The following is an 11,769-nucleotide window of genomic DNA, read 5'->3' on the forward strand; positions in this document are numbered from 1 at the left end:
TACAAGGACGGGAGTCCTTATGCCCCCGGAGGGAAAAATGGGTGGGCGTCGCCGGCCCGGTGGGCCAAAGCACCATGAAAAAAGGGCGCTCCTGATGTATCGGGAGCGCCCTTGATGCGTTTGGAAGGGTGAGGGTGTCGGTTAGTTCATGCGCGAGGTGATGTTGTTGTCAATCCACCGTCCATCCCACCATTCGATGGGGTTGACGGGCACGCCGCCGACGAAGACGCCAAAGTGGAGGTGGTCGCCACCAGCGAGGCCGGTTGCGCCTGTGCGACCGATGATCTGGTTCTTTTTGACCATATCGCCGACGCTGACGTCGATGCTGCTCATGTGCGAGTAGAGGCTCATAAGTCCAAGGCCGTGGTCGATGACAACGCTTTCGCCGTAGATGCCGAAGAAGCCGGTGTGCACAACCTTACCGTTGTTGGCGGCGGGGATGGGCGCGTGGCGCACGGAGGCGAGGTCGATACCGAGGTGCGTCTGATGGTCCACGTCCTTACCGGCGTACTTGTAGGTGCGGCGGTCGCCGAATCCGGCGCGGTTGGCGGCGTTTGGCAGGCGGGAGAAGCGGCCTTCCCACATGGGGGTCGCTGTGCTTTCGCTGCCGAGCTTGTGCATTGCCGCGCGGTTTTTCACGCGCAGTTCGCGGTTGACCATCAGATAGCGTTCCAGCTGTGTGGGCGCGTTGGGGAACTCGTCCTCGAACTGGGGCATCTTGGCGTTGAGGAAGCGGTCGGGCAGGTTGATGACGTCGTGCCGGAATTTCCGGTCGTTGACGTGGTAGTAGAAGGAGTCCTTCCGGGTGTTTCCTGCCTTGTCCGTAGCGATGAGCACCGGGGAGAACTGCTCCACGGTCATATCCTGCGGGAAGGCGAACAGGCAGAGGTAATTGCCGTTTGCCTGCTTGTACCCACGGAAGAACTCGTCGCCAATCTGCACGCCGGACTTGGAGACATCCTCATTGACGGTGTAGGCAACGCAGCCGGAGCCGCCCCTGTTCAGGTTGTGCTGTCCGGAAAGGACGACAACGCGGGGCTTCTTGGTATCCAGTTCAAATTCCCACGTCTGGTTGGCGGTGTTGCCCTGTCCCATGTTGTAGATGGAACGGTCCGTGGCGGAAACCGTGATGCTGACCGGGCCGTTGCGGAATTTGGTCTGCGAGAGATCGAATTCCACTGTTGCTTCCAGCGGATTGGCGAAGGTGTCCTGCTTGAGCAGGGCAACGCTGCGGCCTTTCTGCGTGGCGATGACGGACAGGTTTTTGATGCCGGTTGTGGGGTCCACGGCGGTGAGGGAGAACGAGGATTCCGCACCGAGGTAGCCTTCGCCGGGTGTCAGGGTCAGCTCGGGGGCGCGTCTGTCCTTGAGGTAGAGGATGCCGCCCACGGCTACCGCTGCAAGGAGAAACACGAGGATTGAGACTGTTACGAGTTTTTTCATTCTACTATTGCTCTGTAATGACGGATTTCAGGTTGAACGAGTCCTCTGCGAGGACGGTTTGCCGTTGGGTTCGGCTTTGATGGATACCGTTTTCAGGGGCTTATGCCAACCCTCGGCAACATTTTGTCGCACGCGGGTAGAGCATGGTGTCGGATATTCGACGAAACTGCTGTGCGACGCGGAAAAAGGCAATTACGATGATGCGCGCATTGGGTGGCAACGTAGTACGACTGATGGGAAAAATTTCGATAGGGGGTGGATTATTCCATAGTTCTCTTGTATGGAAAAATTGTTTACTCACTCAAATCAGAGGCTTATACGGCATTCAGTGAATGCCGTTTAAGAAGTGAATACGATTTACTGAGTTGTGATACCGATTGACATACCATTTCAACCATCATGCAAAATGCGCAAATATATGGCGTTTTACTGAAAAAAAATGGCCGATTCCATTGACTGGGTACTGTATTTGTGCTCATTCAACAGGAAATACCATTCGTGCAGTGCTGATTCCATAAACACTTGAACGGTAGGATGGAACGCCAGTTTTTCTTTGGCGGATTGGTCCGCCGCTGTTTGGTAACTATGGAGGTGTCTTATGAAATGTTCAATTGGTAGCGGTAAGCATGACGTCATGGAAGCCCTGAAAGCAAAAGGGATTTCACGCCGTGAGTTCATGAAGTTCTGTGCCGCTGTATCCGCCGCTATGGCTGCGGATGCGTCCTTCACTCCCGCCCGCGTGGCGGAAGCCCTCACCGCTAAAGAGCGGCCGACGGTTATCTGGCTGCATTTCGCCGAATGTACGGGCTGTTCCGAGTCCGTCCTGCGAAGCACCGAGCCGGATATCGCGACGGTTCTGTTTGATGTCATCTCCCTCGATTATCATGAGACCCTCATGCAGTGCGCCGGTGAAGCCATCGAAGAAGTCCTGCACAAGACCGTCCACGAGAAAGAAGGCAAGTTCGTTCTGGTCCTCGAGGGCGGCGTGCCCACCAAGGACGGCGGCATCTACGGCAAGGTCGGCGGCAAGACCATGTACTCCACCCTGCAGGAGATTTACCCCAAGGCTCTGGCAACCATCGCCATCGGCACCTGTGCTGCCTACGGCGGCGTGCAGAAGGCTGCCCCGAACCCCACCGGTGCAAAGGGCTGCAGCGAAGCCCTCGGCGGCGCCCCGATGATCAACGTCCCCGGTTGCCCGCCCAACCCCATGAGCTTCATCGGTACCGTGGTGCACTACATCACCAAGGGTATGCCCGAGCTCGACGATTACGGCCGTCCCTACCTCTTCTACGGCGCAACTGTTCACGAAAACTGCCCCCGCCTCAAATACTTTGAGGAAGGACTTTTCGCCCCCTCCTTCGATTCCGAAGAAGCCAGAAAGGGCTACTGCTTGTACGAGCTGGGTTGCAAAGGCCCCAACACGTTCAACAACTGCCCGAAGGTTCTGTTCAACCAGGTCAGCTTCCCCATCCAGGCCGGCCATCCCTGCATCGGCTGCTCCGAGCCTGATTTCTGGGATGAGATGAGCCCGTTCTACGACATCTACTAGCGTGGAATTGTAGAACACACTGGTTAACAGAAGACGCTTGAACTATCATTTAGGAGGAAGTTATGGCTGGTTGTAAGTCCAAAGCGGCCCCGGTAACTCCTGTCGGGGATTACACCGGTAAAGTCGTTATCGATCCCATTAATAGAATCGAGGGCCACCTCCGCATCGAAGTGGAAGTGGAAAACGGTCGCGTCAAGAACGCGTGGTCCAGCTCGCAGCTGTTCCGTGGCTTGGAGCTGATCCTCCAGGGCCGTGACCCCCGCGACGCCAAGCACTTCACTCAGCGCGCCTGTGGCGTGTGCACCCACGTGCACGCCCTCGCGTCCACCCGTTGTGTGGACAACGCCATCGGCGTTGACAAGCGCATCCCCGAGTCCGGCCGCATCCTGCGCAACATGCTCCTTGGCGCGCAGTTTATGCATGACCACATTGTCCACTTCTATCACCTCCATGCCCTCGACTGGGTCGACGTTGTCAGCGCGCTGTCCGCCAGCCCCAAGGGCGCGGCAGACCTCGCCAACGGCGCAGGCCTTGGCCACCGCAAGCACACCGTGAAGGAACTGGAAGAGACGCAGGCGCGTTTGAAGAAGTTCGTTGGCTCCGGCCAGCTGGGCATCTTCTCCAACGCGTACTTCCTGGAGCCCCACGCCGCGTACAAGCTGCCGCCGGAACTCAACCTGCTGGCCACCCATCACTACCTGCAGGCCCTGAAGCTTCAGATCCTGCCCGCACGTATGATGGCCATCATCGGCGGCAAGAACCCGCATACCCAGAGCCTCTACGAGGGCGGCATCACCTGCTACGACGCCCTGAAGAAGGAAAATCTGGCGCAGTTCAAGGCGCTGTATCAGGAAACCATCGAGTTCGTGAACAACACCTACCTGCCGGACATTCTGGCCGTTGCTCCGTACTACCTCGATTGGGGCGGCATCGGTGGAACCACGCACTTCCAGAGCTGCGGCGAGTTCCCCACCGACGAAGCCGACATGTACAGCCGCTTCATGCCCTCCGGCGTTATCTACAACCGCGACATCGCCAACATCCACGACTTCGACCTCAAGAAGATCGAGGAAAGCGTCAAGTACAGCTGGTACAAGGACGGCGATCCCAAGCATCCGTGGCACGGCGTCACGGAGCCGGAATACACCGGCATGGACCGCATGACCTCCGAAGACACCGGCAAGTACAGCTGGATGAAGGCTCCCCGCTACAACGACAAGGCCACCGAAGTTGGTCCGCTGGCGCAGGTGCTGGTTGCCTACGGCCGCGGCCACAAGCCCACTGTGGAAGTGGTCAACAAGGTGCTCAGCACCCTCGGCGTTGGCCCCGAAGCTCTGTTCTCCACCCTCGGCCGTACCGCCGCCCGTTGCATCGAGACCAAGGTCATCGGCGACGAGATGGTCAACTGGATCGAGCAGCTTGAGAAGAACGTCTCCATGGGCAAGACTGACATCGTGGCTCCCTTTGAGATGCCCGACAAGGCCTTCGGCGTTGGCCTCGTCAACGCACCGCGCGGCACCCTGTCGCACTGGGTCGAAATTGAAGGCGGCAAGATCAAGAACTTCCAGCTGGTCGTTCCGTCCACTTGGAACCTTGGCCCGCGCAGCGACGACGGCACCCTCAGCCCCGTTGAGGAAGCGCTCATCGGCACTCCGGTGTTCGATCCCAAGCGTCCAGTCGAAATCCTGCGTACCGTCCACTCCTATGACCCCTGCATCGCCTGTGGCGTGCATGTGATCGATCCCGAAAGCAACGAGACCTACAAGTTCAAGGTCTGCTAAAGAGGGTAGACATCACGTTTGAATCGTTTAACAATGGACCCGGCCCGAATTCACGGGCCGGGTCTCTGTTATTCCATGATCTTCAGGAGTTCGAGTGACTGATACGACAAAGATTCTTGTGCTGGGTTGCGGCAACATCCTGCTGCGCGACGAAGGAATAGGCGTACGGGTGGTAGAGCGCCTCCAAGAAGAGTACGAGTTCTCGGACAACGTCCAGCTGGTGGACGGGGGAGTGCGTGGTCTTATCCTGACGGACCTTATTTCGCAGGCGGACCATGTCATTATCCTTGATGCCGTGATCAATGGCCACGAGCCGGGTACGCTGTACCGGCTGGATGGCGAGGATTTGCGGCTGTCGCTGGCCTTTAAGAACTCCGTGCACGACATGGACCTGTTGGAGACCTTGTGCTGTTGTGAGCTGATCACCGGCCACAAGCCCTCCGCGATTATCGTCGGCATTGAACCGAAGGACTACCAGTCCGAGCCGTCCCTCGAAATCAGCGAGGAGCTGACGTCGCGCATCCCTGAAATGATGGCGATGGCGGTGAAGGAAGTGGAGGCCGCCGGTGGACGGTGTGCCGTGAAGAATCCCGCATAACGAGTGGACGAGGTGCGAATATGTGCTTGGCAACGCCCTGCAAGGTGACGGAACTCCTTGAAGAAGAACTGGCCATGGTTCAGGTTGGCGACAGCCAGACCTTTGTGAAGTGTTCGCTTATGCTGATGCAGGACAAGCCCGCCATTGGCGAGTATGTGCTGGTGCACGCCGGTTTTGCCATCAGCAAGGTCGAAGAGGAGGAAGCCCGCAAAACCATTGACCTCATCAACGAGATGAGCGAGCTGGCTGGCGACCGCCCCCTCGGAAACACCGCCTTCGACCTGTAGCGCGGCTGCGCCCCTGCGCGCCGCTCCATGAAAATTCCAGAAAAAGCCCCCGCGTCATGGTAACGCGGGGGTTTTCTTGTGTGAGTGGGGTGGGGCGTCTGTGCGCGGAGAGGTCACGTGGGGCCCCGGGGATGCGGGGACGGACGGGACAAGGCATCCCGACGCGGCTTTTGCCGCGCCGCTACGCCGCTGCACATGGGCGTGTTTTTTTGTGCCTGCAACCGCGCCAGCCCGCGGCGCAGGAAGCACAGGGCTGCGCGTCGCCGTTGGCCGTTGGCGCTAGTCCTCGGCTTCGAGGTCCAGCGCTTCCATGAGGCGGATGGTCATTTGCAGGAAGTCCGCTTCCGTGATGATGCCCACGAGTTTATCCTCGTCCACCACGGGCAGACAGCCGTATTTGTGGTGGAGCAGAACTTCTGCGGCGTCCTGCAGGGGCGTTTCCGGGATGACGGCGGTGACGTCGGTCCGCATGATTTCCCGGATGGGAATGCCCGCGTCGATTTCGTCTTGCGTTTTCCTGTCCACCTCCGCAAACTGCGATAAGGTGGCGGAGAGTATGTCCCTGTGTGTCAGCAGGCCCTTGAATTCCATATCGTCCGAGACGATGGGAATGTGCCGGATGCGGGCGAGGGACATCATGGAACGGGCCGTCTTGATGGTGTCCATCTCGCGGAGGGTAAAGACGTCCTGTGTCATCAGGTCCTTGACTTTCAGCATGGGGACTCCTTTTTTTACATGAATCATAGTCTCCCTGCGCCCTTGTTCCTGTCAAGTGCTTTGCGCCGTGCGCGGCAGAGTATATTGACTTGATTGAAGAAATCTGGTCAGCATGGCACGCGCCAAAGTCGCCCTGCTTCAGGATGGTCTGAACGGGCGCCTTGGCAGCACTCTTTGAGGATACAACTGCATGGTTCAAATTGATTTACGACGGAATAGGGAACGCATGGTGCGCGAGCAGATCGAAGGGCGGGGCATTACCGACCCGGCGGTGCTGGACGCCATGCGCACGGTGAAGCGTCACCTTTTTGTGGATGAGGCTATGCAGGCGCAGGCCTACGAAGATCATCCCATACCCATAGGGTTTAAGCAGACCATCTCGCAGCCGTATATGGTGGCGCTGATGAGCCAACTGCTGGACGTGAAGCCCGGAATGCGCGTGTTGGAAATCGGCACGGGGTCTGGCTATCAGGCCGCTGTGCTGGCGCATATGGGGGCGGAGGTCTTCACTGTGGAGCGCATCCGCGAGTTGCACGTCGCCGCGCGAAACAAGATGACGCGCCTTCGGTATTTTGGCGTTTCCCTCAAGCTGGACGACGGCACCCTTGGCTGGCCCGAGGAAGCTCCGTTCGACCGCATTATCGTGACGGCTGGCGGGCCGGAGCTGCCCCAGCCGCTTTTGGACCAACTGGCCGACCCCGGAAAGCTCATCATCCCGGTTGGCGCATCGCGCCGCCAGCAGAGCCTCATCGTTGCCCGCAAGGAAAACGGCGCGGTGACGCAGGAGAATATGGGGAACGTGGTCTTTGTCGATCTTATTGGCTCGCACGGCTGGTAGCGCGCCATGCCTGCTCCTCGTGAACCTGAATCCAACGGACAGAACATGACATTTCTTCAGGCCTTGCTTTCCGGTCCGGGGCCGGACTCTCCCCGTCGCGCCTTTGCGCTGGCCTGCAAGGGCTTTTGCATGGGGGCCGCGGATATTGTCCCCGGTGTGTCCGGCGGGACGGTGGCCTTCATCACCGGCATTTACGAGGATCTCATCGCGGCCATCCGCTCGGTGAACCTGCGCGCCATCAGCGCCGCGTTGCGCCTCAATTTTACGGGCGCGGCCAAAGAGGTGCACCTGCGCTTTTTGCTGCCTTTGCTCTTTGGGCTGGGTGCGGCGCTGGTGTCCATGGCGGGGCTGATGAATACGCTGCTCAAGCAGCATCCGGTGGAGATTTGGTCCCTGTTCCTCGGGCTGATTGCCGCGTCCATCATCGTGGTGAGCCGCCGGGTGGAGGAGTGGAACGCCGGGGCCGTGGCTTCGCTGGTTCTTGGCGCGGTGGGCAGTTGGTTCATTGTGGGGATGATACCCGTCACCACGCCGGAATCGTGGTGGTTTGTCATGCTGTGCGGGATGATTGCCATCTGCGCGATGATTCTGCCGGGCATCAGCGGCGCCTTTCTGCTTTTGATCCTTGGAAAATACGAGTATATAACAGGGGCGCTCCGCAATCCGTTCGTCCTTGATAATCTGCTGACACTCGGCGTATTTGCCTGTGGTTGTGCTCTTGGCATCGCAGCTTTCTCGCGCCTTTTGCATGTGTTCCTGCATCGCTGGCACGCCCAGACCATCGCGTGTTTGACCGGCGTTATGCTTGGTGCGGCGCGCAAGGTGTGGCCGTGGAAAGAGGTGCTGGAGACGCAGGTCATCCGTGGCAAAGTTCACGTTCTGCGTGATGCCAACGTGCTTCCGGCATTTGACGGGGATTTCCTCTTTGCCGTATTCCTGATGGCCGTCGGCTTTGCCATGGTGATGCTGCTGGACCGCGTCTCGCGCGTTCGTACGCACGTGTAGCAGGCGACAGGCCCCGCAGTGCGTTACTTTTCGGGTGACACAGTGTGCCCAAACCCGCAGGCCGGGCCGCACCACAGTGTGGCGGCGCGCCGCGTTGGCCGGGCAGGGGAGCCTGCGGGAGCGCAGGCCAAAACATATTTCAGTCGGTTCAGTGAAAAGATTCTGCGCCCCTACTGGTCAACGGCCATGGAGGCATTATCCTTGAGGACTGACCGCCGCCCGAATGTCGGACGGCACACGTACTGGTACCGTTACGGTGTGAACGTCAAAGCGTAACTACGAAGAGGCGAGAGACAATGACCCAATCCGGATGCAGCTCCTGTTCGTCTGGTGGCGGCGGCGAAAATAAGCCGAACGCCAAGCAGATGATTCAGGACCAGATGATCTCCAGCACGCTGGAGAAGATCAAGTACAAGCTGTTCATCATGAGCGGCAAGGGCGGCGTGGGCAAGAGCTCCGTCACTGTGAACGTTGCGGCCGCGCTGGCCAAGCTGGGCTACAAGGTTGGCATCATGGACGTGGACATCCACGGTCCCAGTGTGCCGCGTCTGCTCGGCCTGTCCGGCCAGCTGGACGGCGACGAGCGTGGCGGCCTCATCAAGCCCAAGGAATACAACGAGAATCTTTCCGCTGTTTCCATGGACAGCCTGCTTAAGGATACGGACCAGGCCGTGCTGTGGCGCGGTCCCATGAAAACGTCCGCCATCCGCCAGTTTATCTCCGACGTCACGTGGGGCGAGCTGGACTTTTTGGTTATCGACTCTCCGCCCGGAACCGGCGACGAGCACATGACCGTGCTCAAGACCATCCCGGACGCCCTGTGTGTGGTGGTGACCACCCCGCAGGAGCTGTCCCTCGCCGACGTGCGCAAGGCCTGCAATTTCCTGCAGTATGCCCATGCCAGCGTCCTTGGCGTGGTGGAGAACATGAGTGGGCTGGTCTGTCCGCACTGCCATGAGGAGATTTCCCTCTTCAAGAAGGGCGGCGGCGAAAAGCTGGCCGAGAAGTACGGCATTCCGTTCCTCGGCGCCATTCCGCTGGACCCGGCCACCGTCGTCGCCAGCGACATCGGCAAGCCCGTGGTGTACCTTGACGAGGAGACCCCCGCCAAGGACGCTCTGCTGAAGATCGCCAAGAAGATTAGCGAAGCCGCCGAGAATAGCCTCGAAGCGGTGTCCACCATTCACGTGTAGTCCGCCTGCGCCGTAGGGCGCGGTCCGGGCCTCTAGCCTGCGGGAGCCGTATGCGCCGACCCCTGGCCATAGCGACAGCCGGTGTCATGCTGGCGGCATCACTTGCGATGTCCGCCACGGATGCTCGCGCGGGCAAGATGTATTATTACGTTGACGAGGAGGGCGGGTTCCACTTTACGAACCGGCCCTCCTCGACCGCGTACAGCGTGTTTGCGGTGTTCCGCAATTTTCCGGATAAGAGCCGTGACGAGATTATGCGCGTGGTGAAGCGCATGTCCCGCCGTCACGGGGTGGATTCCAACCTCGTCGCCGCAGTCATCGAGGTGGAGTCGAATTTTGAACCAGACGCCGTGTCGCACAAGGGCGCTCAGGGGCTTATGCAAATCATGCCCGCGACAGGCAAGGACCTTGGCCTCAAAAAGCCTTTCGACATGGAAGACAACATCGAGGCCGGGGTGAAGTACCTTAAGGAGCAGCTGCGCCGCTTTGGCGACAACGCGCTTGCTCTTGCCGCGTACAACGCCGGTCCCAAGCAGGTCGAGCGATACGACGGCATCCCCCCTTTCCCCGAAACCCGGCAATACGTCCAAAAAGTACTTTCCATCTATAAACGACTCAAAGGCGGCAAACCCTAATGATCGAGCTCAACTTGGCGAACAAGCTCACCCTTGCGCGCATTCTTGGTGTACCCGTAATCGTTCTCCTGTTGTATTTTCCCACCAAGATGACCTGTCTGTTGGCCATGCTGGTCTTCATCATCGCATCCCTGACGGACCTGTTCGACGGCCTTGTGGCGCGCCGTCTGGGCATGGTGACCAATTTCGGCAAATTTCTCGATCCGCTTGCGGACAAGATTCTGGTCGGCTCCGTATTGATTATGCTGGTGGAGCTGGGCTGGGTGCCCGCGTGGGTGGTTATCATCATTGTTGCCCGCGAAACGACGGTGACGGGCCTTCGCGCCGTGGCGTCGGACATGGGTATGGTCCTTGCGGCGGACAAGTACGGCAAGCTGAAAACCGTTATTCAGATTCTGGCACTGTGTCCTTTGCTGTTGCATTTTGAATGGTTTGGCTTTGATCCGGTCGGCATCGGCACCTTCTTCCTCTACATCGCGCTTGTGCTCACAGTGTTCTCTGGCGGGAATTACCTGTACAAATTCTATAAGAACTGGTTAGATGAAGAGCGTGAGGCCTAGTGCCATGGGGTTGTGGCATAGCATTGTGTTGTGCCATAAATGCAGTGCGTTAACTGCGGGGGTGCCGTATGGCTCAGATTGATGCGTTCTTTAAGATGATGCATGAGATGGGGGCGTCGGACCTCCATCTCTCCAGTGGCAGCCAGCCCATCATTCGACTGCATGGTGAGCTGGAACGGGTGAAATACAAGGTGCTTGAGCATGATGAACTCAAAAAGCTCCTGTTTGAAATCACCCCGGAAGCCAAGGTGAAGGAATTTGAGGAAACAGGCGATATCGACTTCGCCTACGAGGTCCCGAACCTCGCCCGCTACAGGGTGAACTTCTTCAACCAATCCCGAGGCATCGCAGGCGTCTTCCGCGAAATTCCGCAGAAGATTCTGACCATCGAAGACCTTGCCCTGCCGGAGGTGCTCCGCAGCCTCTGCTTGCTCCCCAAGGGGCTTGTCCTTGTAACCGGCCCGACCGGCAGCGGTAAGTCCACCACCCTCGCCGCGATGGTGGACTACTGCAACAGGATGCGCCGCCAGCACATCCTGACCATCGAAGACCCTATCGAGTTCGTCCACACTCCCAACCAGAGCCTTATCAACCAGCGTGAACTCGGGCGCGACACCAAGAGCTTCTCCGCCGCCCTGCGCGGCGCGCTCCGTGAGGACCCGGACGTCATCCTCGTTGGCGAAATGCGCGACCTGGAGACCATCCAGCTGGCCCTTGAGGCGGCAGAGACTGGCCACTTGGTGTTTTCCACCTTGCATACCATCTCGGCGGCAAAGACCGTGGACCGTATTATCGAGGTGTTCCCCGGCGACCTGCAGGCGCAGATTCGCGCCGGACTGTCCGAGGCACTGCGCGCCGTGGTGGCGCAGAACCTGTTCAAGCGCGTGGATACCAAGGGCCGCGTGGCCGCGTTGGAAATCCTCATCGGCATCCCGTCCGTGCGCAACCTCATCCGCGAGAACAAGACCTTCCAGCTCAACTCCGTCATCGAGACCGGCAAACGCTACGGCATGCAGACGCTTGACGACGAAATCCTGCGTCTGCTCCAGAAGGGCATGATCGACCCCAACGATGCCTACGAAAAGGCGGTGGAGAAGAGCAAGTTCAAGCAGTACCTGACAAAGGACCCGAACGACTTCACCGAAGGCTGACGGAGGGGC

General features: G+C 59.0%; 12 protein-coding genes. 10 read left to right on the forward strand and 2 right to left on the reverse strand.

Translation table 11 applies throughout. From position 1 onward, the window contains the following. Positions 1-141 precede the first annotated feature (141 nt). Complete coding sequence (locus ACYQ2T_RS07245; protein ID WP_459899633.1) at positions 142-1,443, reverse strand: M23 family metallopeptidase; 1,302 nt, start codon at positions 1,441-1,443, stop codon at positions 142-144. A gap of 598 nt (positions 1,444-2,041) precedes the next feature. Between ACYQ2T_RS07245 and ACYQ2T_RS07250 the strand changes: the two genes are divergently transcribed. From ACYQ2T_RS07250 to ACYQ2T_RS07265, 4 genes are all read left to right on the forward strand, one after another. Further along, positions 2,042-2,995, forward strand: a complete 954-nt coding sequence (locus ACYQ2T_RS07250; RefSeq protein WP_459899635.1) for a hydrogenase small subunit — start codon at positions 2,042-2,044, stop codon at positions 2,993-2,995. Between the two features lie 62 nt (positions 2,996-3,057). Further along, positions 3,058-4,776, forward strand: coding sequence for a nickel-dependent hydrogenase large subunit (locus tag ACYQ2T_RS07255; protein WP_459899637.1), 1,719 nt, complete (start codon positions 3,058-3,060; stop codon positions 4,774-4,776). 94 nt (positions 4,777-4,870) lie between these two features. Then, positions 4,871-5,374 (forward strand): HyaD/HybD family hydrogenase maturation endopeptidase, encoded by a 504-nt coding sequence (locus ACYQ2T_RS07260; RefSeq protein ID WP_404844773.1) that lies wholly within the window; start codon positions 4,871-4,873, stop codon positions 5,372-5,374. 20 nt (positions 5,375-5,394) lie between these two features. Beyond that, a complete protein-coding gene (locus ACYQ2T_RS07265) occupies positions 5,395-5,661 on the forward strand; it encodes a HypC/HybG/HupF family hydrogenase formation chaperone (RefSeq protein ID WP_404844774.1) in 267 nt (88 codons plus the stop codon). A 279-nt stretch (positions 5,662-5,940) separates the two neighbouring features. On the opposite strand, the gene ACYQ2T_RS07270 is transcribed toward ACYQ2T_RS07265, so the two are convergent. Beyond that, positions 5,941-6,378 (reverse strand): CBS domain-containing protein, encoded by a 438-nt coding sequence (locus ACYQ2T_RS07270; RefSeq protein ID WP_404844775.1) that lies wholly within the window; start codon positions 6,376-6,378, stop codon positions 5,941-5,943. Between the two features lie 190 nt (positions 6,379-6,568). Between ACYQ2T_RS07270 and ACYQ2T_RS07275 the strand changes: the two genes are divergently transcribed. From ACYQ2T_RS07275 to ACYQ2T_RS07300, 6 genes are all read left to right on the forward strand, one after another. Then, positions 6,569-7,216, forward strand: a complete 648-nt coding sequence (locus ACYQ2T_RS07275) for a protein-L-isoaspartate(D-aspartate) O-methyltransferase (protein ID WP_459899640.1) — start codon at positions 6,569-6,571, stop codon at positions 7,214-7,216. A 45-nt stretch (positions 7,217-7,261) separates the two neighbouring features. Beyond that, entirely contained in the window at positions 7,262-8,221 is a 960-nt protein-coding gene (locus ACYQ2T_RS07280) for a DUF368 domain-containing protein (RefSeq protein WP_459899642.1), read from the forward strand. Positions 8,222-8,517: 296 nt separating this feature from the next. Next, positions 8,518-9,414, forward strand: coding sequence for an Mrp/NBP35 family ATP-binding protein (locus tag ACYQ2T_RS07285; protein WP_459899644.1), 897 nt, complete (start codon positions 8,518-8,520; stop codon positions 9,412-9,414). A 50-nt stretch (positions 9,415-9,464) separates the two neighbouring features. Further along, positions 9,465-10,049, forward strand: coding sequence for a lytic transglycosylase domain-containing protein (locus tag ACYQ2T_RS07290; protein ID WP_459899645.1), 585 nt, complete (start codon positions 9,465-9,467; stop codon positions 10,047-10,049). Further along, positions 10,049-10,609 (forward strand): CDP-diacylglycerol--glycerol-3-phosphate 3-phosphatidyltransferase, encoded by a 561-nt coding sequence (gene pgsA, locus ACYQ2T_RS07295; protein ID WP_404844780.1) that lies wholly within the window; start codon positions 10,049-10,051, stop codon positions 10,607-10,609. The genes ACYQ2T_RS07290 and pgsA overlap by 1 nt, the downstream gene beginning before the upstream one ends. A gap of 68 nt (positions 10,610-10,677) precedes the next feature. Next, complete coding sequence (locus ACYQ2T_RS07300) at positions 10,678-11,760, forward strand: type IV pilus twitching motility protein PilT (protein ID WP_404844781.1); 1,083 nt, start codon at positions 10,678-10,680, stop codon at positions 11,758-11,760. Positions 11,761-11,769: the final 9 nt, after the last annotated feature.

It is taken from the genome of Desulfobaculum senezii (genome assembly GCF_054657395.1).

Bases quoted from the DNA above. Each gene is read 5' to 3' on its own strand.
- ACYQ2T_RS07265 (WP_404844774.1), top strand. From the start codon at position 5,395: ATGTGCTTGGCAACGCCCTGCAAGGTGACGGAACTCCTTGAAGAAGAA.
- ACYQ2T_RS07290 (WP_459899645.1), top strand. From the start codon at position 9,465: ATGCGCCGACCCCTGGCCATAGCGACAGCCGGTGTCATGCTGGCGGCA.
- ACYQ2T_RS07250 (WP_459899635.1), top strand. From the start codon at position 2,042: ATGAAATGTTCAATTGGTAGCGGTAAGCATGACGTCATGGAAGCCCTG.
- pgsA (WP_404844780.1), top strand. From the start codon at position 10,049: ATGATCGAGCTCAACTTGGCGAACAAGCTCACCCTTGCGCGCATTCTT.
- ACYQ2T_RS07285 (WP_459899644.1), top strand. From the start codon at position 8,518: ATGACCCAATCCGGATGCAGCTCCTGTTCGTCTGGTGGCGGCGGCGAA.
- ACYQ2T_RS07270 (WP_404844775.1), bottom strand. From the start codon at position 6,378: ATGCTGAAAGTCAAGGACCTGATGACACAGGACGTCTTTACCCTCCGC.
- ACYQ2T_RS07300 (WP_404844781.1), top strand. From the start codon at position 10,678: ATGGCTCAGATTGATGCGTTCTTTAAGATGATGCATGAGATGGGGGCG.
- ACYQ2T_RS07255 (WP_459899637.1), top strand. From the start codon at position 3,058: ATGGCTGGTTGTAAGTCCAAAGCGGCCCCGGTAACTCCTGTCGGGGAT.
- ACYQ2T_RS07280 (WP_459899642.1), top strand. From the start codon at position 7,262: ATGACATTTCTTCAGGCCTTGCTTTCCGGTCCGGGGCCGGACTCTCCC.
- ACYQ2T_RS07245 (WP_459899633.1), bottom strand. From the start codon at position 1,443: ATGAAAAAACTCGTAACAGTCTCAATCCTCGTGTTTCTCCTTGCAGCG.
- ACYQ2T_RS07275 (WP_459899640.1), top strand. From the start codon at position 6,569: ATGGTTCAAATTGATTTACGACGGAATAGGGAACGCATGGTGCGCGAG.